23 protein-coding genes are annotated in these 23,525 nt (G+C 61.3%); 6 read left to right on the top strand and 17 right to left on the bottom strand.

Annotation, left to right across the window (positions count from 1 at the left end; genetic code table 11):
- Nucleotides 1-39: 39 nt before the first annotated feature.
- The 5 genes from mdh to AB5Y86_RS20865 form a co-directional block, all read right to left on the bottom strand.
- Nucleotides 40-975: a malate dehydrogenase gene (gene mdh, locus AB5Y86_RS20885; RefSeq protein ID WP_005340384.1), complete on the bottom strand. Its 936-nt coding sequence runs from the start codon at nucleotides 973-975 to the stop codon at nucleotides 40-42.
- A 221-nt stretch (nucleotides 976-1,196) separates the two neighbouring features.
- The gene (gene artM / locus AB5Y86_RS20880; RefSeq protein ID WP_005348902.1) at nucleotides 1,197-1,859 is read right to left on the bottom strand and encodes an arginine ABC transporter permease ArtM; all 663 of its coding nucleotides are present in this window, start codon (nucleotides 1,857-1,859) and stop codon (nucleotides 1,197-1,199) included.
- Between the two features lie 3 nt (nucleotides 1,860-1,862).
- Nucleotides 1,863-2,513, bottom strand: a complete 651-nt coding sequence (artQ, locus tag AB5Y86_RS20875; protein WP_064337352.1) for an arginine ABC transporter permease ArtQ — start codon at nucleotides 2,511-2,513, stop codon at nucleotides 1,863-1,865.
- A gap of 3 nt (nucleotides 2,514-2,516) precedes the next feature.
- Nucleotides 2,517-3,254 carry a transporter substrate-binding domain-containing protein gene (locus AB5Y86_RS20870; protein WP_019445594.1) on the bottom strand — a complete coding sequence of 246 codons (738 nt, stop codon included), beginning with the start codon at nucleotides 3,252-3,254 and terminating at the stop codon, nucleotides 2,517-2,519.
- 24 nt (nucleotides 3,255-3,278) lie between these two features.
- Entirely contained in the window at nucleotides 3,279-4,019 is a 741-nt protein-coding gene (locus AB5Y86_RS20865) for an ATP-binding cassette domain-containing protein (protein WP_139462380.1), read from the bottom strand.
- A 201-nt stretch (nucleotides 4,020-4,220) separates the two neighbouring features.
- Between AB5Y86_RS20865 and argR the strand changes: the two genes are divergently transcribed.
- On the top strand, nucleotides 4,221-4,691 hold the full coding sequence (gene argR, locus AB5Y86_RS20860) for a transcriptional regulator ArgR (protein ID WP_005340378.1): 471 nt from the start codon (nucleotides 4,221-4,223) through the stop codon (nucleotides 4,689-4,691).
- A 90-nt stretch (nucleotides 4,692-4,781) separates the two neighbouring features.
- On the opposite strand, the gene AB5Y86_RS20855 is transcribed toward argR, so the two are convergent.
- From AB5Y86_RS20855 to dmeF, 5 genes are all read right to left on the bottom strand, one after another.
- Nucleotides 4,782-5,687 (bottom strand): Dyp-type peroxidase, encoded by a 906-nt coding sequence (locus AB5Y86_RS20855; RefSeq protein WP_335842160.1) that lies wholly within the window; start codon nucleotides 5,685-5,687, stop codon nucleotides 4,782-4,784.
- A 103-nt stretch (nucleotides 5,688-5,790) separates the two neighbouring features.
- Nucleotides 5,791-6,825 (bottom strand): ABC transporter ATP-binding protein, encoded by a 1,035-nt coding sequence (locus AB5Y86_RS20850; RefSeq protein WP_368193968.1) that lies wholly within the window; start codon nucleotides 6,823-6,825, stop codon nucleotides 5,791-5,793.
- Between the two features lie 79 nt (nucleotides 6,826-6,904).
- On the bottom strand, nucleotides 6,905-8,530 hold the full coding sequence (locus tag AB5Y86_RS20845; protein ID WP_368193967.1) for an ABC transporter permease: 1,626 nt from the start codon (nucleotides 8,528-8,530) through the stop codon (nucleotides 6,905-6,907).
- Nucleotides 8,531-8,569: 39 nt separating this feature from the next.
- Nucleotides 8,570-9,577 carry a Fe(3+) ABC transporter substrate-binding protein gene (locus AB5Y86_RS20840; RefSeq protein ID WP_005357960.1) on the bottom strand — a complete coding sequence of 336 codons (1,008 nt, stop codon included), beginning with the start codon at nucleotides 9,575-9,577 and terminating at the stop codon, nucleotides 8,570-8,572.
- 187 nt (nucleotides 9,578-9,764) lie between these two features.
- Nucleotides 9,765-10,736 (bottom strand): CDF family Co(II)/Ni(II) efflux transporter DmeF, encoded by a 972-nt coding sequence (gene dmeF, locus AB5Y86_RS20835; protein WP_368193966.1) that lies wholly within the window; start codon nucleotides 10,734-10,736, stop codon nucleotides 9,765-9,767.
- A 71-nt stretch (nucleotides 10,737-10,807) separates the two neighbouring features.
- Here dmeF and AB5Y86_RS20830 point away from each other — a divergent pair, with 71 nt between their 5' ends.
- From AB5Y86_RS20830 to AB5Y86_RS20820, 3 genes are all read left to right on the top strand, one after another.
- Nucleotides 10,808-11,083, top strand: coding sequence for a metal/formaldehyde-sensitive transcriptional repressor (locus tag AB5Y86_RS20830; RefSeq protein WP_005340299.1), 276 nt, complete (start codon nucleotides 10,808-10,810; stop codon nucleotides 11,081-11,083).
- A 127-nt stretch (nucleotides 11,084-11,210) separates the two neighbouring features.
- The gene (locus tag AB5Y86_RS20825; RefSeq protein WP_368193965.1) at nucleotides 11,211-12,407 is read left to right on the top strand and encodes an aromatic amino acid transaminase; all 1,197 of its coding nucleotides are present in this window, start codon (nucleotides 11,211-11,213) and stop codon (nucleotides 12,405-12,407) included.
- 163 nt (nucleotides 12,408-12,570) lie between these two features.
- On the top strand, nucleotides 12,571-13,503 hold the full coding sequence (locus AB5Y86_RS20820; RefSeq protein WP_047434445.1) for a LysR family transcriptional regulator: 933 nt from the start codon (nucleotides 12,571-12,573) through the stop codon (nucleotides 13,501-13,503).
- A gap of 63 nt (nucleotides 13,504-13,566) precedes the next feature.
- Here the strand turns inward: AB5Y86_RS20820 and AB5Y86_RS20815 are convergent, their stop codons facing one another.
- The 6 genes from AB5Y86_RS20815 to AB5Y86_RS20790 form a co-directional block, all read right to left on the bottom strand.
- Nucleotides 13,567-13,890 carry a DUF1820 family protein gene (locus tag AB5Y86_RS20815; RefSeq protein ID WP_005340296.1) on the bottom strand — a complete coding sequence of 108 codons (324 nt, stop codon included), beginning with the start codon at nucleotides 13,888-13,890 and terminating at the stop codon, nucleotides 13,567-13,569.
- 139 nt (nucleotides 13,891-14,029) lie between these two features.
- Nucleotides 14,030-14,917: a YjjW family glycine radical enzyme activase gene (locus AB5Y86_RS20810; protein ID WP_368193964.1), complete on the bottom strand. Its 888-nt coding sequence runs from the start codon at nucleotides 14,915-14,917 to the stop codon at nucleotides 14,030-14,032.
- Between the two features lie 11 nt (nucleotides 14,918-14,928).
- Nucleotides 14,929-16,455, bottom strand: coding sequence for a YjjI family glycine radical enzyme (locus AB5Y86_RS20805; RefSeq protein WP_368193963.1), 1,527 nt, complete (start codon nucleotides 16,453-16,455; stop codon nucleotides 14,929-14,931).
- 122 nt (nucleotides 16,456-16,577) lie between these two features.
- On the bottom strand, nucleotides 16,578-16,913 hold the full coding sequence (locus AB5Y86_RS20800; protein ID WP_139735258.1) for an AzlD domain-containing protein: 336 nt from the start codon (nucleotides 16,911-16,913) through the stop codon (nucleotides 16,578-16,580).
- A gap of 1 nt (nucleotide 16,914) precedes the next feature.
- Nucleotides 16,915-17,622, bottom strand: a complete 708-nt coding sequence (locus AB5Y86_RS20795; protein WP_021230918.1) for an AzlC family ABC transporter permease — start codon at nucleotides 17,620-17,622, stop codon at nucleotides 16,915-16,917.
- 120 nt (nucleotides 17,623-17,742) lie between these two features.
- The gene (locus AB5Y86_RS20790) at nucleotides 17,743-18,222 is read right to left on the bottom strand and encodes a murein L,D-transpeptidase family protein (RefSeq protein WP_042084254.1); all 480 of its coding nucleotides are present in this window, start codon (nucleotides 18,220-18,222) and stop codon (nucleotides 17,743-17,745) included.
- 279 nt (nucleotides 18,223-18,501) lie between these two features.
- Between AB5Y86_RS20790 and AB5Y86_RS20785 the strand changes: the two genes are divergently transcribed.
- The gene (locus AB5Y86_RS20785) at nucleotides 18,502-21,669 is read left to right on the top strand and encodes a S41 family peptidase (RefSeq protein WP_368193962.1); all 3,168 of its coding nucleotides are present in this window, start codon (nucleotides 18,502-18,504) and stop codon (nucleotides 21,667-21,669) included.
- Nucleotides 21,670-21,684: 15 nt separating this feature from the next.
- Here the strand turns inward: AB5Y86_RS20785 and AB5Y86_RS20780 are convergent, their stop codons facing one another.
- The gene (locus AB5Y86_RS20780) at nucleotides 21,685-22,977 is read right to left on the bottom strand and encodes a ferric reductase-like transmembrane domain-containing protein (protein ID WP_368193961.1); all 1,293 of its coding nucleotides are present in this window, start codon (nucleotides 22,975-22,977) and stop codon (nucleotides 21,685-21,687) included.
- 308 nt (nucleotides 22,978-23,285) lie between these two features.
- Here AB5Y86_RS20780 and AB5Y86_RS20775 point away from each other — a divergent pair, with 308 nt between their 5' ends.
- Entirely contained in the window at nucleotides 23,286-23,522 is a 237-nt protein-coding gene (locus tag AB5Y86_RS20775; protein WP_368193960.1) for a hypothetical protein, read from the top strand.
- Nucleotides 23,523-23,525: the final 3 nt, after the last annotated feature.

The following is a 23,525-nucleotide window of genomic DNA, read 5'->3' as shown; positions in this document are numbered from 1 at the left end:
AAGGGAGCCGAAGCTCCCTTGTTGGCACGGTTGACCCGCTTACTTGACGAAATCGACACCCAGCTGGATATCGGCTTTCAGGGTAGCCAGCATGCCTTCCATCGCTTCCTGCTCGAAGGCGCTCAGCTTGCCGTAATCCAGTACGGTTTCGACGCCATTCTTGCCCAGCAGTACCGGTTGCGCGAAGAAGGTGGCGTGCTCGCCGTTGCCTTCCACGTAGGCGCACTCGACAACGTTGGCTTCGCCCTGCAGACCCTTGATAAGGGAGAGACCAAAACGGCAAGCCGCCTGACCCATAGAGAGGGTTGCGGAACCGCCACCAGCCTTGGCTTCAACCACTTCGGTACCGGCATTCTGGATGCGCTTGGTCATGGCAGCCACTTCTTCAGCAGTGAAGGAGGCACCTTCAATCTGGGAGAGCAGCGGCAGAATGGTGACGCCACTGTGACCACCGATCACATTGACGCGAACCTTGTCGATGTTCAGCCCTTTGGCAGCGGCCACGAAGGTCTCGGCGCGGATCACATCTAGGGTGGTGACACCGAACAGGCGACGCTTGTCATAGACACCGGCTTTCTTCAGCACTTCGGCGGCGATAGCCACAGTGGTGTTGACCGGGTTGGTGATGATGCCGATCAGTGCTTTCGGGCAAGTGGCCGCGCACTTCTCGACCAGATTCTTGACGATACCGGCGTTGATATTGAACAGGTCGGAGCGATCCATCCCCGGCTTGCGTGCCACACCGGCGGAAATCAGCACCACATCGGCCCCAACCAGCGCAGGAGTCGGATCTTCACCGCAGAAGCCCTTGATGGCGACGTCGGTAGGAATATGACTGAGGTCAACGGCCACACCCGGAGTAACCGGGGCGATGTCATACAGGCTCAGCTCGGAGCCAGCCGGCAGACGGTTTTTCAACAGCAGAGCGAGGGCTTGACCGATGCCACCAGCGGCACCCAGAACGGCAACTTTCATGATCAACTCCATGTTTAAGCGTAGGTTTAAGGTTGTTTGTTGTTGTGCGCCCAACCTTAATGGATCCCCCCATAAAAAACAATCTGATAACAGTTGCAGTCACGGGTTCTGTGAGCCACGAAACATGCGGGAGCAAAAATTGGAGGGAAATACAAAAAGTTGGAGGAGAAGCACAGTTTTTCTGCACTTCTCCTTACCATAAAGAGGTAGATTTGAAGGTCTCAGGATTGGAATGCCAGCGCCCGTTTTTCACACCAGCGAAAACCAATTGTTAACAATCCGTTCATCGCCAGATAAAGCCCACCAGCCACCCCGAACACCGCCAGGGTATCGTAGGTCTGCGCGTTCAACCCCTGCGCCAGCCCCATGATGTCCATGATGGTGATGGTACTGGCGAGGGAGCTCCCCTTGAGCACCAGGATCACCTCGTTGGAGTAGGCAGGCACCAGATGACGGGCGGCGTGGCGCACCTTCATCCACAAGGTCTGGCGGCCGTTAAAGCCAAGCGCACGACACGCCTCTACTTCACCGGCCGGGATGGCATCGAGCGCCCCCTTGAACAACCGGGTGGAGTAGGCCGCCGTGTTGAGACCCAGCGCCAACACGGCGCAGAACCAGGGCTGCTTGAGCAGCGGCCAGAGCGGGCTGGCTTTCAGCCACTCAAACTGGCCCGGCCCATAGTAAATCAGGAAGATCTGAATGAGCAGCGGCGTACCGGTAAAGAGCAGCACCCACAGCTGCACCAGCTGGGTCGCTACCGGCAGGCGCAGCTCCAGCACCCAGGTCATCAGGGCCGCCAGCACAATCCCCAGCAGCAGGCTGAACAGGGTCAGCTCCAGCGTGGTGACCAGACCGCCCAGCAACGTAACGAGATACTCTTGCATCAGTTAGCCTCCGTAGCGGCGGGTGTAGCGGGCAGCCAGCCCGAGGCCATATTCACTCACCAGACTGATGGCCAGATAGATGAGGGCCGCAGCGGCATACCAGGTGAAAGGCTCATAGGTACTGGCCGAGGCCATCTGGGCCTGACGCATCATCTCGTTGACCCCGATAAGCGACACCAGCGCGGTATCTTTCAGCAACACCAGCCACTGGTTGCCGAGGCCCGGCAGGGCATGGCGCCACGCCTGCGGCAACACGATGCGAAAGAAGATGTGGCTCTTGCTCAAACCCAGCGCCAGCGCCGCCAGCCGTTGACCTGAAGGCACCGCATTGAGCGCCGCCCGCAGGGTCTGGGTCGCATAGCTGGCGAACAGCAGGGAGAGCGCCAGCACGCCACAGGCGAACGGGCTGAACTCCACATACTCGCCAGTGAGGAGGAACAGTACCTGGGTCGAGCCGAAGTAGATGAACAGCACCACCAGCAACTCGGGCAGGCCACGGATCAGCGTGGTCAGGGTGGCCACCGGCCACACCAATGCACGCTGCTTGCTGAGCTCGGCGGCACTGAACGCCAGTGCCAATACCATGCCCCCGACCAGTGATGCCAAGGCCAGCCCGAGGGTCATCCAGGCTGCATCCAACAACAGGCTCAACATGGCTTACTGCGCGAAGTATTTGTCGAAGATTTTCTGATAGGTGCCGTTGGCCTTGATCTCGGCCAGCCCCTTGTTCAGCTGGGTCAGCAGCTCCTGATTGCCCTTGGCGACCGCGATGCCAAAGCCGGTACCGAAGTACTTGGCATCCGTCACCGGCGCACCCACCACCGCATACTCCTTGTGCTGCTTCAGCCAGTCGGCAGCAACGGCGGTATCGGCAAAGACACCGTCGGTACGGCCATTCATCATGTCGAGGAAGGCGCTCTGGTAGCTGGCGTACGGCACGGTCAGCAGGCCCTTGCTCACCCAGTTATCCACCAGATAGGACTGGTGAGAGGTACCGTTCTGCACGCCGACAGTTTTGTCGACCATCTCTTCCGGCCCCTTGAAGGCCCCTTTCTTGGCGACGAATACTGCCGAGTTCTCGTAATAGATGTCAGAGAAATCGACCTGAGCGGAGCGCTCCGGAGTCACGTCCATGGCGGCGATGGCGGCATCGTAGCGACGGAATTTCAGGCTGGGGATCAGGCTGTCAAAGGCCTGGTTGTGGAAGCTGCACTCCAGCTTGGCCTGCTCGCAGATGGCGCGCGCCAGATCGATGTCAAAACCCTGAAACTCGTTCTTGTCATCCAGGTATTCGAACGGTGCGTAGGTGGCCTCGGTGGCGAACTTGATCTCTTTGGCCATGACGGAGGTACTCAACAGGCCCATGGCAGCAACCAACAACAGACTCTTTTTCATGACAGCTTCCTTATCGATTCAATATCAATGCATCAAGAATTCGGCAAACCGGCTGGTTTGCGGGGATTGGAAAATGGCAGCGGTGCCGGACTCGATGATCCGCCCCTTCTCCAGATAAATCACCTGGCTGGCCACCTTGCGGGCAAAGTCGACCTCGTGGGTCACCACCACCTGGGTAATGCCGGTCTGGCTCAGGTTGCGGATGATCTCGGCCACCTCCTTGGTGATCTCGGGATCGAGGGCAGCTGTCGGCTCGTCAAACAGCAGCACTTCCGGGTCCATCATCAGGGTACGGGCAATGGCCACCCGCTGCTGCTGACCGCCGGAGAGACGGGCAGGCCAGGCATCGCGCTTGTCGGCCAGTTGCAGCTGGGCCAGCAGGTAGGTCCCCTTCTCGATGGCGGCCTCCTTGCTCATGCCGAGCACCTTGACCGGCGCTTCAATCAGATTCTCCATCACAGTGAGATGTGGCCAGAGATTGTACTGCTGGAACACCATCCCCACCTTGCGACGCAGCAGTTGGGACTGGCGGTTGAATTCGGCAGCAGAGAGGGAGTTCGGGAAAGAAAATTCACTTTCACCAATCCGCAGAACACCCGCATCCGGGGTATCCAGCAGGTTCATCATCCGTAGCAGGGAACTCTTGCCAGCACCGCTCGGGCCCAGCAACACCAAGGTTTCACCGGGGGATGTCCGAAAGCTGACCTGTTGCAGAACCGGCACCTTGTGCCAGGACTTCTCGATACCTATTAATTCAATACCCATACAGCCCAATTGAATAAGTTTTCAAAATTTCATCCCGATTCTATCCCTAATAAAGGTTGATGCAAGCCATTTTTGAATCAATATGCAGAACAAGCGCCGCTTCCTTGCAAAAAACGGCATATGAATGCAAAATGGCCCCGCTGTTCGTATCTGCCGCCTGTATCGCACAGGCCGCCACACCTCCTCATTCGTGAGACCAAGATGAAACACAACGACAAGCAAGAAAAACTGGCCAAGGCCTTTAAAGCCTTGCTGAAAGAAGAGCGCTTTGGCTCCCAGGCAGAAATCGTCACCGCCCTGCAAGAGCTGGGCTTCGAGAACATCAACCAGTCCAAGGTATCGCGCATGCTGAGCCGCTTCGGCGCCGTTCGCACTCGCAATGCCAAGATGGAGATGGTCTACTGCCTGCCGGTGGAACTGGGCGTGCCCACCACCTCCAGCCCGCTCAAGAATCTGGTACTGGATGTCGATCACAACGGCGCACTGGTGGTGATCCACACCAGCCCGGGCGCAGCCCAGCTGATCGCCCGCCTGCTCGACTCCCTCGGCAAGGCAGAGGGGATCCTCGGCACCATCGCCGGTGATGACACCATCTTCATCACCCCGACCAGCGACACCGATATCGAAGAGCTCTACCTCTCCGCCCTTGAGCTGTTCGAACAGACGCCGTAATGGCCGCTACCGCGTCATAGCGGTCAAGCCAGAACGAAAAATCCCGGCCAAGGCCGGGATTTTTGTTTTCTGAGTCTTCGCCAGGCGGGCTTATTTGCCCTGCGCCATCAGAAAACCCTCCGATGGAGCGAAGAAAGCCGCGCCGGTCACCGCCTTGGTGAAGCGCAGCAGGTGGTCGAAGTGGCTGCCCTCCCCCTTGTACATGCTGGCCAGCATGGCGTTGAAGTGCTGCGGTGTGCGGCAGCAGGAGATGAAGTAGAGCCCCTGCTCGGTCATGGTGCCCCAGGGCATGCTCTGGCGCAGGATCTCCATGGACTCCCCTTTCGGCGTCTTGAGGTTGACCCGCTTGATGTGGGCGGTCAGCGGTTTGGCGGCAGACTCATACTCGATGTTGTCGGGCTTGGTACGACCGATAATGTCTTCCTGCTCTTTCTGCGCCAGCTTCTCCCAGTCGCTCATGGCGTGTACCCAGCGCTGGACATGAATGTAGGAGCCACCGGCAAACTCGCCATCGGCCAGCAGCGCCACTTCGGCACGGTGCTCATCCTGCGGGTTCTCGGTGCCATCAACGAAACCAGTCAAGTCACGGCAATCCAGATTGCGGAAACCGCGCACCTCTTCGGCCAGCTCGACCAGTCCGGCCAGCAGCGCCATCACACGGTGACCGGCGTGGTGCAGCACATCCACCCGATCGGCGCGCAGCTGAATAAAGAGATCAAACGGGGTGTTGGGGGCTTCCTGACCGTTGGCGGATTGCGCCATAAAGCTGCGGAACTGGGGCGGACGGGCGGCAGGGTAGAGACCATCCCAGGCATCGGCGCCAACGGCAACCAGACCGCTGAAACCGGCATCGGGGAAATCGGCGGCGACCGCATGCCACAGGGCGGGCAGTTTGGCCAGACGGCCGACCAGTTCGGCGGCATCGCCGGTACGATTGAACATCAGATAGAGGGCGTGCAGATTCGGCTCTGCGCAGATCCCGGCTTGGGCTTTCATATATCTCTCCCCTGAGTAGGCGTTAGCGTTACGGGCTATTTGCGTTGCGCGATTATAAACCAGAGTGGATCCAGTTCTTTGATTTCACGACGATATCACGCGTTCAGGGTAAAGGGTCAAACAACACCAGCGTATGAGGCGCCACCCGGATGCGGGCCCGCATCCCCTCAAGAGGCTCGCCAATGCTCGCCTCCAGCTGCAGATCGCCACACTCGAACAGCACCCGGCAGTGATGGCCGAGGAACTGCTGCTCCACCACCTTGAGCTCCCCATCTGCGGCGCTCTCCAGCAGCAGTTGCTGGGGTCTGAGCATCAGCTGCAACTGCTCACCCACCGCCCGGCCATGGGGCTCGCTGCCACAGATAACCCCGAGCGCCGTCTGCACGCAGTGGCTGTCCACCACCTCGGCAGCCAGATAGTTGACCCCGCCGAGAAACTCCGCCACAAAGCGGTTTTGCGGGCGACGATAGAGCTGTTCCGGCTGGCCCACCTGTTCGATATGACCTGCGCGAAACAGCGCCAGTCGGTCGGCGAAGGCGAACGCCTCCTCCTTGCTGTGGCTGACGAAGATGGCGCCGATCCCCTGCTGCTTGAGCAGGGCGCGGATCTCGAGGATCAACTTCATCCGCACCTGGGTATCGATGTTGGAGAAGGGCTCATCCAGCAGCATCAGCCGCGGCTTGCACACCAGCGCCCGGGCGATGGCCACCCGCTGCTGCTGGCCACCGGAGAGCTGGTGCGGATAACGATCCCCCAGCCCCTGCAGATTGACCAGCGCCAGCGCCTCGTCCACCTGCTGCTGGCGGGCACGGCGGTCGAGTTTGGTCAGACCGAAGCCGACGTTGTCAGCCACCGTCAGGTGGGGGAAGAGGGCGTAATCCTGAAAGATCATCCCGATGTTGCGCACCTCGGGCGGCACGCTGGCGCCGGGCCCGTCGAGCAGGGTATCGCCGAGGCGGATCGAGCCCTCTGCCAGCGGCAGCAGGCCGGCGATGGCCTTGAGCAGCGTGGTTTTGCCGCAGCCGCTCGCCCCCAGCAGGCAGACGATCTCGTTGTCTGCCACCGTCAGGGACAATCGTTCCAGCACATTGCGGCCGTTGTAACGGCAGCTGACATTTTCAACCTGCAAACAGGACAAGGCTGACTTCCTCTCGTTTCTGGCGGCGCACTGCCTTTTTCAGCACACCGCATGCAATTTCATTGGTCGACGTGGCGACTCAGTGGCCCGGAGTGTCCAGAGTGCGGTTGACCCAGATCAGCGGCAACAGCCCCACCAGCACGATGACGATGGCCCCCAGCGCGCCGCGCTCCAGCATCTCGTCCGAGACGAACTGGTAGACGTGGGTCGCCAAAGTATCGAAGTTGAACGGCCGCAGCAGCAGGGCGGCGGGCAGCTCCTTCATGGATTCGATAAACACCAGCATGGCACCGGCAAACAGACCGCGGCGCACCAGCGGCAGATGGACCCGCCGCAGCATGGCCCCATCCCCCTGCCCCAGAGAGCGGGCCGCCATATCGAGACTGGGGGAGATCTTGCCCATGCTGCTCTCCACCGAGCCGATGGCGATAGCCACGAAGCGCACCAGATAGCCGAACACGATCGCGGTGATGGTGCCGGTCAGCAGCAGCCCCGGCCCCTGACGCCCGAGCCACTCGGCCAGATCGTTGATGGCAAAGTCGAGGGCGGTGAGCGGTACCAGCACCCCGATGGCGAGCACGGTACCCGGCATGGCGTAACCCATGGCGGCGATGCGCAGGGGCAACAAACTCTTTATCCCGCCATCGAGGCGACGGAAGAAACCGAGCAGCAGGGCAATCCCCATGGCCAGCAGGGCGGTCAGCGCCGAGATGAGCAGACTGTTGCCGGCGAAGCGAACAAACTCCGGCGTCCACGACAACTCGAAGTAGCGCACACCGTAGTCAAGCAGGATGACGAACGGCAGGCCGAAACCGGCCAGCACCAACCCCCAGCACCAGAGACCGGCGAGAGCGCGGCGAATCCCCTTGAGCGGATAGCGCAGCGGCTGCTCATGGCCCATGGACTTCTGGAACACCTGCTGCCGACTGCGCGAGCGGCGCTCCAGCGCGATCAACAGCACCACAGCCAGCAACATCAGGCAGGAGAGTTTCGCCGCGGTGGCCAGACTGCCATAGCCGAGCCAGGTGTCATAGACCGCCGTGGTCAGGGTGTTGATGGCAAAGAAGTGGACGGTGGCGAAATCAGCCAGCGTCTCCATCGCCACCAGCGACACCGCCACCATGATAGCGGGACGCGCCAACGGCAGACTGAGACGACAAAAGCTCTGCCACGGGGTACAGCCGAGCAGGCGGCTGGAGTGGATCAGGCTGACCGACTGCTCGAGAAAGGAGGCTCGAGTCAGCAGATAGACATAGGGGAACAGCACCAGCGCCAGCACCCAGGCGGCGCCGCCAAGGGAGCGAATGGCCGGAAACCAGTAATCGGCCGGACTGTTCCAGCCAAAGAGTGCTCGCAACCCGGCCTGCAGCGGACCCGAGTAGTCGAGCAGGTCGGTATAGACGTAGGCGACAATATAGGAGGGCATGGCCATCGGCAGCATCAAGGCCCACTGCAGAGCACGGCGCCCCGGCACCTGGCACATGGCCACCAGCCAGGCGGTAGGCACCCCGAACAGCAGGCTGAGCAGTACCACACCGACCACCAGCCCCAGGGTATTGCCCAGATAGTCGAACAGCACGGTATCGGCGAGGTGGCGAAACAGCTCCCCCTCAGCCGAGAAGGCAGAGAAAAGCAGGGCTATAACCGGTAAACCCAGCAGCAGGGCGGTGGCCCAGCTGCCGGTCATCCATCCAAAATTTTTCATGAGACCACAGAGGTTGATGGGGCCGTTGGCCCCATCTGATTACAAGTCGAACTTCACTTCATCCAGCAACTGCAAGGCGTCCTTGCGGTGCTTGGCGTAATCGCTGACCGGTAGTGCGTCAGACTTGAAACTGCCCCAGGACTTGACCATGGCGGAAGGCTCGACTCCGGCCTTGACCGGATATTCGGCGTTCACGTCCGCATACATGTGCTGGGCGGTGTCGCCAGCCAGAAACTCCATCAGCTTCTGGGCCTCGGCCTTGTTCTTGGCATACTTGGTCATGGCCACGCCACTCACGTTGACGTGGGCACCGCGGTCAGCCTGGTTCGGGAAGTTGATATAGACCGCATCCGCCCAGGACTTCTGCGCCGGATCTTTCAACATGGCGCCCAGATAGTAGCTGTTGCCGAGTGACACGTCACAGATACCATCCTTGATCGCCTTGACCTGATCCCGGTCGTTGCCCTGCGGCTTACGCGCCAGGTTGGCCTTGACCCCTTCCAGCCAGGTTTTGGTCTCGGCCATGCCGTGATGGGCAATCATGGAGGAGACCAGCGCCACATTGTACTCATGCTTGCCGCTGCGGGTGCAGATTTTCCCTTTGAATTCCGGTTTGGCCAGATCTTCGTAGCTGATGGTGTCGAGCTTGCCGAGGCGCTCCTTGCTGGAGTAGATGGCGCGAACCCGGGTGGTCAGGGCGAACCAGCGATTCTCCGGATCACGATAGATGGCGGGGATGTTCTCCTGCAGGATCTTGCTGTCTACCGGCTGCACCAGCCCCTTGTCCACCAGATCGGTCAGACGGCTGATATCGACGGTCAGCATCAGGTCGGCCGGAGAGAGCTTGCCTTCCCGCTCCAGACGCTCGTTCAATCCCTCTTTGGCGAACACCACGTTCACCTTGATGCCAGATTCCTTCTCGAACTGCTGGATGATGGGCTTGATCAGCTCATCCTGCCGGTTGGAGTAGACATTCACTTCCCCGGCCGCCAATGCCGACTGAGCTGCCAACGCAGAGAAAGCCAGTGCCAACATCTTCATTTTCATCATCCATTCCTTGATTAGCCATACAGAGTGATAACGATTTCTGTTTGCATTCTGCATACATCTTATAAGCGGATCAAGAAAGCTCGCCGTCGCCACATCACATATTTAATCCGAATAGATTCAAAAAAATCTCGCCCAAGCAACAAGGGACTCAAAGAAGGCATTGCCACCTCAGTGGCGTCTCTCGTTACATTCTCCATACCTGTTCGCTGGCGATCTCGATGGTCACATGCACCAACTCTTCATGGATCGCCAACCGTTCGCGGATCTGCTGCGCCGGTAGCGGATTGACCATCAGCAAAGAGAGCACGCAGGCATACTGCTGCTGCCCTACCCGCCAGACATGCAGATCGCGAATATCAGTGCCCGGCAGTTCGGCGATGACCTCGCGGATCTCCGCCACCAGCGGGGTATCCATCTCGGCATCCAGTAGCACCCGACCAGAGTCGCGCAACAGCCCCCAGGCCCACACCGCGACCAGCCCGGCACCCACAATGCCCATCAGCGGATCCAGCCAGTCGGCCCCCCACAACATACCCCCAGTCAGCGCCAGAATCGCCAGCACGGAAGTGGCCGCATCCGCCAGCACGTGGATATAGGCGGCACGCAGGTTGAGATCCTGATGGCCGTGGTGATCGTCATGGTCATGATGATGATCGTGGTCGTGATGCTCATGATGGTGGTCATGGCCGTGGTGATGGTGGCCGTGATCATCCTTGAGCAGCCAGGCACAGGCGAGGTTCACCAGCAGCCCCACCAGCGCGATAGCGATCGCCTGTTGATAGTGGATCGGGCTGGGATCGAGCAGCCGGAACACCGACTCGAACAGCATCAACCCGGCCACTCCCACCAGCAACAGGGCGCTGGTGAAGCCACCCAGCACCTCGATCTTCCAGGTGCCGAAGCTGAATCTGTGGTCACGGGCGAAGTGGCGGGCGGCGCGGTAGGCCAGCACCGAGAGGCCGAGAGCCAGCGCGTGGGAGCTCATGTGCCAGCCATCGGCCAGCAGCGCCATGGAGTTGTAGAACCAGCCGCCGCCGATCTCCGCCACCATCATGATGACGGTCAGCAATACGGCCCAGCGGGTCTTCTGTTCGGCCAGCGGATTGCCCTCGTGGATGACGGGTTGATGGCAGTGTGATTGAGCGAGGGATGACATGGATTTCTCCTGAGAGCGATGATGCAATATACTATACCCCAGTATAGTTTTATTGATCGAGAGGATCCATCATGTCCCACACCATTCACGACAAAAAGAAGTTGCTGGCACGGGTGCGCCGCATCAAGGGACAGGCCGGTGCGCTGGAGAGCGCGCTGGAGCAGGAGAGCGACTGCACCGCCATTTTGCAGCAGATCGCCGCCATCCGCGGCGCCGTCAACGGCTTGATGCTGGAGGTACTGGAGGGACACATGCGCGAGCATCTCGGCGCCCCCGATGCCACCCCGGCCGAGCGATTAGAGGATCTGGATCAGGTGGTCAGCGTCCTGAGATCCTATTTGAAGTAAGCAGGATGGCGGCACCATCCCTTCAGGCTCGACCAGCGTCGGGCTTGAGCCACCGCCAGCTTTGCGCCATGATGTCCAGCCCGGCTGACCGCCGGTTTTACTGGACAGTCAATTTCAAGGATCCCCCATGTTTGAACACGTCGATGCCTACGCTGGCGACCCCATCCTGACGCTAGTCGAGACCTTCCACAAAGACACCCGCGAGCAGAAGGTGAACCTGGGGATCGGCCTCTATTACGACGAGCAGGGGCGCATTCCGCTGCTGCCGTCGGTGCAGCAAGCCGAAGCCCAGCGCGCCGCCGCCCCGGCCCCGCGCCCCTACCAGCCGATGGAAGGCGCCGCCAACTACCGCACCGCAGTGCAACACCTGCTGTTTGGTGCCGACCATGAAGCGGTCAAGGCGGGACGTATCGCCACCATCCAGACCATCGGCGGCTCAGGCGCGCTGAAGATCGGGGCAGATCTGCTCAATCGCTACTTCCCGACCTCCGAGGTGTGGGTCAGCAACCCGACCTGGGACAACCACAAGGCGATGTTCGAGGGAGCCGGCATCAAGGTGCACGACTACCCCTACTACGATGTGGCCACCGGTGGTGTGCAGTTCGATGCCATGATCGACTGCCTGAGCAGCCTGCCAGTCAAGAGCATCGTGCTACTGCACCCCTGCTGCCACAACCCGACCGGGGTGGATCTCTCCCGCGCCCAGTGGGATCGGGTGATCGCACTGGTGGTCGAGAAGAACCTGATCCCCTTTATGGACATCGCCTATCAGGGCTTCGGCGACGGGCTGGAAGAGGATGCCTACGCCATTCGCGCCATGGTGGCCGCCGGTGTCAGCTTCTTCGTCAGCAACTCGTTTTCCAAGAACCTCTCCTTCTACGGCGAGCGCTGCGGCGGCCTGTCGGTCATCTGTCAGGATGCCGAAGAGGCCAGCCGTGTACTGGGCCAGATGAAGGCCACCGTGCGCCGCAACTACTCAAGCCCTCCCACCCACGGTGGCCAGATCACTGCGGCGGTGATGAACCAGCCCGAGCTGCACGCCATGTGGGTCGATGAAGTGACCGAGATGCGCACCCGCATCAAAGCGATGCGCCAGAAGCTGTTCGAGGTGCTGAGCACCAAGGTACCCGGCCGTGATTTCAGCTACTTCATCAACCAGCGCGGCATGTTCAGCTACACCGGCTTCACCCCGGAGCAGGTTGACAGACTGCGCGAAGAGTTCGCCGTCTATCTGGTGCGATCCGGTCGCATGTGCGTGGCGGGCCTCAACAGCCGCAACGTCGACTACGTAGCCGACGCCATGGCGGCGGTGCTCAAGGGCTAATCCGCACCAGCCCCGCTTTGGCGGGGCTTTTTTGTCTGTTGCGTTCGCAGCCACCTCTTGAGGTGTCTGCTCACCCTCCCCCAGCTGTGAGAGAATGCCAGCAGGTCACGCTGAATCTCCCTGATTCCAAGCCTGTTTATCTTCATCAATTTCAGGAGCCACTATGGATCTGATCGCTCTCTCTAGGCTGGGAGGTCGCCATCTGGTCACCCTGCACCTGCTGCTAGACAACCAGAGCGTCACCCGCACCGCCGAGCGGCTCTGCACCACGCCTTCCACCGTCAGCAAAACCCTCAACCAGCTGCGGGATCTGCTGGGGGATCAACTGCTCTACCGCCAGGGCAACCAGCTGCTGCTCACCCCCATGGCCGAGCGACTGGCTCCCACCCTGCATCGACTACTGGGGGAGCTGAACGGCCTCACTCGCCAGAATGCCTTCAACCCGCAGCAGTGGCAGGGCAGCTTGCGGCTAGGATTGCGCGAGAGCGTGATGACCTGGCCGGTGGGCCCCATTCTCGGTCAGCTGATGAAAGAGGTACCGGGCATGGTGCCGGAGATCTGGAACAAGGATGAGCAGGGGCTGGAGGCGCTGGCAGCGGGTAAACTCGACTTCGTGATCCTGCCCCATGACCAGAGCCAGCCGTTGCCGCGACAGCCCGGGCTGGTGTGGGAGACCCTGCGGGAAGAAAAACTGGTCTGCCTGCTGCGCAAAGACCACCCCGCGCTGGCCAAACCCTGGGATCTCGATGCCTACCTGAGCTGGCGCCATATCGCCATCCGGGATCAGGAGCTGGCCAACCCCTTCTTCGAGCAGAGCCTGGCCCAGCAGCAGGTGCGTCGCCAGATTGGCGCCACCCTGCCCGATTTTGCCAGCGCGGCGGCCCTGCTACCCCAGACCGACCTGATCCTCACCGCCATCGGTGGCTGGGCGGCCTGCATGGCCAGTCAGCCGGATCTGGTGATGCGTCCGGCACCGTTCGATTACGGCAAGGTGAGTCACAGTCTGGTCTGGTATGGCCCGGCCGGTGATGGCTCGGCCCGCCACTGGTTCCGCCAGCGGATCCTGCAACTGGGTCGCGAATTGATTGAGCCCTGAGCCGGATGACAGCGAGCAATGATTGATGTTTCACCGCGGCGAAACATCAACGGCAAGTAGGGACTAGGGACGTTTGGTATAGATGGGGCTGGGGAAGGAGGCGACGTTGCTGCCCAGATCCGTGATGCGGGCAGCCCCCTGCTTTTTCACCTGATCGATGCGCAGCACCTGATGCATGGGAATAAGGGTCTGGCGCACATCGGCAAATTCGCTCTTGAGCTTCTCGTGACTGGGATCGACGATAAGCGCCGTATGGTTATCCCAGACAAAATCGGCAATCTCGATAAAACCGAACAGCTGGCCCTGATTGACTTCGCGCACATACACTTCGTAGCGCTCGCTGTGGCAAATAAACTGAACCCGATATAACGCCTTGCTTTCACTCATGATTATCTGTCATTGAGGGGGTAAGAAGATGGCCATTATTCTAGCCGCCGTTCTCGCCCCCTCCAATAGACAGATATCACAGTTGCGGCCTTTCCATGCCGCACCTCACGCCATGACGGTCACCGGATGACGCAACCACTCAGCCCATCAAGGCAGGCAGTGAGACCGGCCCCAATCCCGCTGCACGCAAACGGCTGGCCAGCTGTTCCAGCTCGGTTTGGTGAGCCTCTGGCCATTGCGCCGCCTCTCCCCGTACCCCATGGTGGCGAAAGCCGTTGAGGCGAATGGGCACAGGCCCAAGCTGCTGCAAGAAGGCGGCAAGATCCTCGTCCAGCTCACCACTCGCATCCAGAAAATCGCTCTTGCCCGGCACATGGAGCAGCCGCAGTTCGGTCAGCTTGCCGTGGCGTGCCAGCAGTTGCAGCGATGCCAGCACCCGCTCGCGACCATAGCCGGTCAGAGTGTGATGCACCGAGTCACGCCACCCCTTGAGATCGAGCATGGCGCCGTCGAGCACCGGCAGCAGCCGCTGCCAGCCGGTTTCGGCCAGCGAACCGTTGCTGTCGAGCAGGCAAGTGAGATGGGTCAGATCCGGCGCGCCCTTGATGGCGGCAAACAGCGCAACCACAAAGGGGAGCTGGGTGGTCGCCTCACCACCGGAGACGGTAATCCCGCTCAGCAGTGGGCCGTAGCGGCGCAGCAGGGCCAACACGTCGTCCACCGTCATGGTTGTGGTCTTGGGATTGGCACTGCGCGGGCAGACATCCAGACAGGCGTCGCAATCGGTACAGAGCGCCGCCTGCCATTGTATCTTGCCTTCGCTCAAGGTGAGGGCACCGCTTGGGCAGACCGCAAGGCAGTCACCGCAATCGTCACACAGCCCTATGGTGTGCGGATTGTGGCAGCCGGGGCAACGAAAGTTGCACCCTTGCAGAAACAGCACCAGCCGGTTGCCCGGCCCGTCGACACAAGAGAACGGCAGCACCCTGCTCACCAGGGCGCTGCGTGTTGGCAAGGCGTCAGCCATCAGGTTCGAGCTCAATACTCGCAGATGGTCGATTCGTGGGCGACCACCCGCGGTGCCCGCTGACGAATGGCGGTCACTTCACTCGCCTCGGCACCGAGACAGGTGGTCTGCAAGCGCGAGCCTTCTTCTGCGAAGCGGGCCACGTCGCTCTTGCGGATCATGTAGCCGGTCACCCGCACCAGATCGCTGTCGGCCACGTTGGCGGTGAACTCGCGCATACCGATGGCGAGCGCCCCTTTGCAGAGCTGCAACAGCGCCTGCGGGTTCTGGCGGATGGTGGGATCCAGCGTCAGGATCTCGCTGATCCCCGAATGGTAATAGGTGTGGTGCGGTGCCAGTGCCAGCACATGGCTTGCCGGATCCGGCTCCTGCCCGTAGGGGATGCGCACCCCGGGGGTCACAGCCACATCGATGCTGAGGCCCCCCTGTGAGTGCAGCAGGGCGCGACCACCCCAGGCATGGGTCTGCGGGGTCGTAGTCACATAGGCGGAGAGCTGGGCCGAGATGCGATAGCCAAGCTGGTTCGCCTCCTCGCCATGGCCGTAGCGATCCGGCAGATTCTCTTTATCCATCAGGATATTGACCGCTTCCGCCATGCCGTAGATGCCAAACATGGGGACAAAGCGATCCTCATCCAGCAGCCCCTCTTTCACCAGGAAGCTGTCGAAGAAACCGGACTCATCGTGGAGGAAGGCGGTCCGCGCGTCGATCAGCTGAGAGGCCAAGCGGCAGTAATGGGGCAGCAGGCAACCGAGGAAATCATCGATCCCCTGACACTGCTCGGCGACCCGCTTGAGGGAGATGCGCACCAGGGTATTGGCGCCACCCGCCTGCGGCAGGGCGTTGTAGCAGCTGACGATACCAAAACCACGAGCGTCGAAGGTATCGCGGTGGATCGGGTAGTTGGCGATGTGCGGCTTGCTGCACTCGGCGATGTTCTTCACCGCCTGCAGCAGCAGGCTGTCCGGGGTCTGCTCCGGATCGTGGAAGAAAGTGAGGTTCGGCGCCACCTGCTTAAGCTCGTTGTCGATACGCAGGATCAGGCGGCAGATGCGGTTGTCATCCGGCCCGATGTTGACGTGCATGAAGGCGTCCGGCAGCACCCTGTCCAGATAGACCCAGAACCCCTTCAGCTTGTGATAGAGGGTCTCGTCATCCAGTTCGCCGACGAAGGGCAGCAGCAGGTGGTCGAGCCGCCCCAGCCAGACCGGCATGCCGGTAACGGAGGGGACATGGTGATAGAGGATGCGCAGGGCGTTGAGCGCCTCGTCGAAATCCTGCGGCGCCGCCAGCTCCAGCCAGGCAGAGCCCTGAGTCAGGAATTTTTCATAGTCCGGCAGCACATAACGTGGCTTGTAGGGGGCGTGCCCTTCGAACATGTCGCAGATAAATCCCTGCTCCATCGCCTCGGCGACTGCGGCAGGCAGGTCGAGGTAGGGCAACGCATTCTCGGCGGCCAGCGCCAGCGCGTGGCTCTTCTGGGCGGCGGAGAGATGGGGATCGCGCACGATGCGCTGACAGGTTTCGATCAAAGACATGGGACACTCCTTCACGGATAGAGCCCATATCCTCACCATTTGCAGGCTTTTTTTGAAGTGACATTCATGACATGACGGATGTCGAATAATGACATCCATTACACAAGATCACGGCTCGCGCTTCACAAAGGCAAGAGCTCGGCTATGCCTCCCAGCCAGCGCAGCAGAAAGAAGCCCCCCATTCCACCCACCACCACAACCAGGGTCGGCAGCCGCAACAGGGTCAAGAGCATCACCCACAGGGTGGCAGTCAGGTAGTCAGGATCCCAGTCAAGACCTATCCCCGGCTCGTAGCTAAAGACGATGGGCAACCAGATTGCAGTCAGCACCGACTGGGCCGAGAAGCCGAGAAACGCCCCCATCTCGGCACCCGGCTGATATCGGGTCAACCGAGAAAAGAAGGCGAAGCGGTTGAAAAAGGTGATCAGGGCCAGCAGGCCAATCATCAGCCAGCTCACGCTACCTCCTCATCCGGTGCAGCACATAGCCCACCACCATGCCAGCCAGAGCCGAGACGATGATGTGGATCTCCGCCAGCAGCGGCTTGGTAAGCAACGCTGTGCCGCCGCTCACCAGAGTGGCCGCCACCATGGGCAAGTTTTTCATGGCGGGAATGGTCATGGCGATGAAGGTGGCCGCGATGGCAAAATCCAGCCCCATGCTGTCCAGTCCATCGATGTACTGACCGGCCGCGATGCCGAGCAGGGTCGCCAGATTCCAGAACAGATAGAAGACGAATCCCGCGATGAGCGCGTAGGCCGGATCAAAGTGGCCGCTGCGCTCCCGGTCTTTCAGCGCCACAGCGAACATCTCATCAGTCAGGAAAAAAGCAAGGCTGGCACGCCAGCGCAAGGAGAGCGGCAATACGTCACGGCGGAAGGTGAAGCCGTATAGCAGATGCTGGGAAGTGATCACCATGGTGGAGCTCATGATGGGCAGCAGGGGCGTGCCCGCCCCGAACAGGGTCGTGGCCGAGAGCTGGGCGGCTCCGGCGTAGACCAGCAAAGACATCAGCTGAGCCTGAAGCGGACTCAGCCCTGCCTGCAACGCCAAAGCGCCACACAGGATCCCCCAGGGGATCACCGAAATGGAGAGCGGGAGCATATCCAGTGTGGCACGCCACCAGAGCATCCCCGTTCGCTCGGGCACGCTCGTTACTGACATCATGTGATCTTCCTTGTCACAGCCAAAGCGAGCCGAAAAAACTAGCACGGGACAGCAAGCGCTGTCACGTCATCACTGGCGGGAAATAAAACGCCCGCGGAGTCGCGGGCGTGCACAAGGGGATCAGGGCTCGATGACGATGGGCGTACCCGGATCAATCGCGTCCCACACTTCATCCAGCTCGTGATTGAGCATGGCAATGCAGCCGTTGGTCCAGTTGGAAGGCTGAACCCTGCGGTTGCCAATGCTGTTGCGTTGACCGTGGATCATGATCATGCCACCCGGACGAACACCCAGCTCATTGGCGCGCTTGATGTCATCCAGGTTCGGATAGTTGATATGGATGGCTTTGTAGTAGCCGGAATTGGTCTTCTTGTAATCGAGGGTGTAGCGCCCTTCCGGCGTACGCTGATCCCCTTCCTGCTGCTTGTGCCCCTTGGGCGCCGGGCCCAGAGCAATCCAGTAGCGCTTCAATTCCTTGCCATCCTTCATCAGGGTCAGGCTATAGGTCGACTTCTTGACCACCACCAAATCGGCTTTTTCGGTAAAGGCAAAACTCAATGCGGGCCAAAGCCCCAACAAACACAGTAATACGGCTCTCATTCCATCCCTCGACAAGCCTCTGGTGCGGGCTTTTCTTGTTACCAGATCATCTGAACGATGCCCGCCGAGTGGCGAGCGAGCGCCATGATATTGGATCGCCATCAATACTCAATATGCCCGGCAAAACATATCTTGCCGCAGCCAGGCCATCTTCCTTGAACGCCGTCATTTGGTATTGGTAATTAACAGTTAAAACAACAAGATACAAAAAATTATCGCGCTGGCACCTGGGGCAATGATCGGCGAAGATAACACTCCACTCCCCGACAGGATCATGCCATGCGCTCTTCGTGCCGCCTCGCCACCCTGCTGTTCTCGCCACTTCTGCTCTGGCTGCCCGCCAGTGTCGCCGCCGATGCACTCTGGCTGCGCGAGCCCGCCCTCTCCCCCGATGGCAAGCAGCTTGCCTTCACCTGGCAGGGGCGCATTTTTGTCGCCAGTGCCGAGGGTGGCCCCGCCACGGCGCTCACCGGCAGCGACTACCTGAGCCAGCGGCCAATCTGGTCACCGGATGGCAAACAGCTCGCCTTTGCCGCCAATCTCTACGGCAACGAGGATGTGTTCGTGGTGCCTGCCAGCGGCGGCGAGATGGTGCGCCTCACCCGCGATTCGCGCACCGATCTGCCGCAAGCCTTCAGCGCCGATGGCAAACGGCTGCTGCTGAGCAGCCAGCGCTTGGGGGCGCCCGCTGCCGACCATTTTGTCGCGGAAGGCTACCAATGGGGCGAGCTCTACTGGACCCCGATCAGCGGCGGCACCTTGCAGGCCGATCTGCCGCTGCCTGCGACCCTGGCCCGCCCCCACGGGGAGCGGCTCGCCTATCAGATGCCCGCGGCGGATCAACCCTTTCGCAAGCATCAGCACTCGTTTGCGGTGCCCCGTCTCTGGTTGTTTGATGGCAAGCAGCACAAGCAGCTGACCGAAGATCGGGTGGCGGCCACTGATCCGGTCTGGAGCGACAAGGGAGATACCCTCTTTTACCTGAGCGAGCGCAGCGGCGATTTCAACGTCTGGCGCCGGGATCTCGCCAGCGGCAAGGAGCAACAGCTGACCCACTATCAGGGCCATCCGGTGCGGGGGCTCAGCGCCTCTCGCAATGGCGATCTGGTCTGGTCATGGCTGGGTGAACTCTATCGCCTCGATGCCGGTAGCAGCGAGCCACGCAAGCTGACCCTCACCCCACAAGTGGCGAGCGCGCCGGATGAGGCGAGCGAGGCCCTGACCCTGGCCGACGAAGCGCTGGTCAGCGAAGAGGCGGATGAGCTGATCCTGGTGAGCGAGGGCAACCTGTTTGCCGTCGACCCCGAGCGGGAGCGGGTGCGCCAGCTGACCCGAGATCCGAGCGAGCAGTCCAGCCCCCTCTTCGCCGAGCAGGGCCGCGCCCTCATCTATCTGTCGGAGCAGCAGGGGCACGCCGCCCTCTATCGCCTGCGCAAGGGAGATCCGGATCTGCTGTTCAGCGATCCCGGCACTCTGGCCGAGAGCCTGCTGCTGGCCATTCCCGGCAAGGGGATCAGCCGTCCGGTGCTCTCCCCCGACGGCAAGCAGCTCGCCTTCGTGGTAGATGGCCAGGCCATCCACCTGCTGGATCTGGCGAGCAACAAGCAGCGGGAGCTGGTGCCTGCCAGCTTCAACCCCTCGCGCCACGAGGTGCATCTCGCCTTTGCTTCCGACTCCCGCCATCTGGCGCTCACCTTCCGCCCCGATGCGGCAGAGCAGGAGATCGCGGTGATCGACACGGCCAATCCCAAGGCCAAACCGGTCAATGTCAGCCTCAACGGCTATCAGGATGGGCAACCGGGCTGGAGTCAGGATGGCGCCATCCTCTACTGGCAATCGACCCGATTTGGCGCACTGGGGCCCGATGGCGAGCCCCTTGTCACCAACCTGCTCGGCATTTACAGCAGCCGTGCCGCCAGAGCCGATGCCATTGCCGAGCTGGAGCCGCCGAAAGGGGGATACGGCTTTGAGAGCGATCGTCTCAACCATCGCGAAGCGCTGCTGCTGCAACCCACCGGCACCCTGCTCGCCAGCCGCATCATCGGCGACCAGCTGATCTATCTGGTGGAGGAGATGGGGGTCAACAGCGAGAGCGAGATCAAGGGCTACAGCCAGGATCTGCGCAAAGGCAAAACCAGCGAACTGTTTGGCGAGCAGCCCGGCCCAGCGCTGGCAAGCCTCAACCAGCAGGGCACCCTGGCTACCCTGGTGCGGGATGGGGAGATAACCCGGATCCACCTCGACTCCGGCGAGGCCACCAGCGCCCCCTTCGCCTTGCAACCCACCAGCCGCTGGCAGGAACGCATGACCGCCGCCTTCGATCAGATCGCCCGGCTCACCCGGGACGAGTTCTATCTGGACGATATGAACGGGGTGAGCTGGGATAGCTATGTCGCCGCTTACCGCCGCCTGCTGCCGGGCATCGGCAACCCGCGGGACTTTGGCAACCTGCTGGAAGAGCTGGCTGGCGAGCTCAATGTCTCCCACACCTGGGGCAGCGGCCCCGCCCCCTTCCCGCGCATGGCGGACGAGACCGCCAGCCTGGGCGGCTACTGGCAGGATGGCGAGCAGGGGGTGATGCTCACCGCCCTGCTCTCTGGCGGCCCGCTGGATCAGGAGAGCGATATCGCCCCGGGCGCCCGCCTGCTCGCCATCAACGGCAGCCCGATTGCCAATCTGGCCGAGCTGGATCGAGCCCTCAACCATCAGGCTGGCGCCCGGCTTGCCCTCACCTTCCAGCAGGAGGGCAACAAGCAAACTGACGAGGTGGTGCTCACCGCCATCGACAAGCAGCAGGAGTACCAGCTGCAACAGGATCGCTGGATTGAGAAACGGCGGGAGCTGGTGGCCAGGCTGAGCGGAGGACGGGTCGGCTACGTCTATCTGCCGGCAATGAATAGCGAGGTCTACGATGCTGTGGTGGCGGATGCCCTCGGCAGACAGCGCAATCGCGATGCGCTGATTGTCGATGTCCGCTTCAACAGCGGTGGCTATCTCGCCAATACCCTGGTGGAGTTTCTGACCGGCAGCGGCAGCGCCAAGGGGATGGCCAGCAGCTGGCCCCGTCAGGGCAAGGGGGAAACCGATGCCGCCACTCGCCAGTGGACCAAGCCTTCGGTGGTGCTGGTCAACGCTGGCAGCTACTCGGAAGGCTCCGCCTTCCCCGAGTACTACCGCACCCTCAAGGTCGGCCCCATCGTCGGCGATCCGGTGCCCGGCACCGGCACCATGGTCTACAGCCACGACTCCCGGCTAATCCCGGGACTATCCTACGGCATTCCGACCCTGGGGCTACGCAAACCGGACGGGACCTTCTACGAGAATCAGGAGCTGATCCCGGATCTGCAGGTGCCCCTCACCCCCGCCGACATGGTGGCCGGGCGTGACCCGCAACTGGAGGCGGCGGTACAAGCCGCCCTCAAGCAGTTGCCAGCCAGCGCCAAATAACGGCGCCCATCGAGCTCAACGAAAGCGAAACAGCTCGCGATGCAGATGCCCGTCCGGCAACAGCCGGGTCAGGGCATCTGCCATCCCCTCCGGCCCGCAAAACCATACCTGCTCGGGTGCACCCTGCGCGATGCGGGCCAGATCCAGCCGCCCGGCAGCCTTGTCCAGATGCAGCTGATAACGCACGCCGGTGCGATGACAGAGCTCGGCCAACCGCCGGTGGTAGACGGCGCCTGCCAGATCCGGCGCACACTGGATCAGGGTGATCCCCTCGCCCCGCTCCCCGCGGGCAGCCAGCCCCTCCAGCCAGGCAACAAACGGCGTGATACCTATCCCGGCCCCCAGCCAGAGGGCTCGGCCTCCCCTCTGCGGGGCGACAAAGGCGCCATAGGGCCCGGTCACCACCACCTCATCCCCGGCACGAGCTTCTGCTACCAGCTGGCGGGTATGATCCCCGAGCGCCCGCACCGCGATCACCAGCTGGCGCCGATCCGCCGACACCCGCACCAGGGTAAAGGGGTGCGTCCCCTCCTTGGCATCAAATTCGAAAAAGGCAAACTGACCCGGGCGGTAATGGGCGAGCGGCCTCTCCAGCTGCATGGTCAGCTCGCAGGTGTGATCCGCCAGCGCCCGCACCGCAATGACCCGGCCAGGATGGCGATCCCGCGCCCCCACTTGCCCCAGCAGGGAGTAGAGGGCCCCGATAGCTCCCAGCCCACCGATTAACCAGATCGCTACCCCCACCGGGGTCATGGCCCCAATCTGAGGCAGCAGGCAGAGCCCGTGGCCCCAACCCGCCAGATAGATGAGCGGCGCCAGCCGGTGGATCAGCCGAAAGCGGCCATAACTGACCAGCGCCAGCAAGCTCACCACCACCAGTGCGATCAGCAGATAGAAACTCCACTCACCCAGGGTATTGCCAAGGGCATGGAGGGAGATGCCATTGCCTGTGCCAGCCCCAGCACCGCTGGCCCCACGCCGGGCAGGACGGCTCAGCCAACCCGCCGAGACCGCCCACTTGGGCGCCTCCACCAGCAGCCAGTGGGCGGTCAGCGCCAATGCGCCACCGATGCCCGTCTGACGGTGCAATCGCAACATCCGGTCCAGACCGCCACACCACACCTCCAACTGCGGCAGGCGCAACGCCAGCAACAGCGAAATGGCCATATAGGTCATCCCCAGCAGGCCGGTCAGCAGCAATATCTCATGGCGCCAGGGCCACACCCCGTTGGCATCCCCCACATAACCGAGCCACCAGACTCCGACCGCCAGCAGCGGCAACAGCCACCACATCCATTTGTTCGTCATAACATGCTCCCTGGTTCCATCGCGGCAGGGCCTCATCTCCCTGCTGATGGCACCATTACACACCCGTCCGGTCACAAGACTTTGCCATAGGGGGAAGCTTGTGTGGCAATGTGTGACAAACGGAAACAAAAGAGGGGCCGACTGGCCCCTCATGATCACCCTTGTTGGCTCGCCCCTTTTCACAGAAGATGGCGCACAATTCGCCTCCGCTGTGATTGACGACCCGCCAGCAAAAGGAATCAAATGGGGACGTTATATATCTGCGGCGGAAAACCTGCTGCCCACTCTTCCGGACAAGGAGATCCCCCTTGCTTTCATCCACCGAACAACGCGACTGCCCGAGTTGTCAGCGCGAGACCAACCATGTCGTGGTGCTGGTCGACAAATCCTATGGAAAAGAGGTGAAACCAGAGCAAAAGCGCACTGCATTTATCAAAGACTTCATTACCGGCTGGGCCGCCGGCCCCTTTCTGGCCAACATGGATCGCTTTGAACGCCACACCATCTGTGAAAATTGCGGAAATAAAGTCATTGATGAATCGTGAATA

It is taken from the genome of Aeromonas sp. s8 (genome assembly GCF_040907785.1).
Classification (GTDB): Bacteria; Pseudomonadota; Gammaproteobacteria; order Enterobacterales; family Aeromonadaceae; genus Aeromonas; species Aeromonas veronii.
The sequence above is the reverse complement of the archived record's forward strand: the minus strand, read 5'-3'. Positions and strand labels throughout refer to the sequence as shown.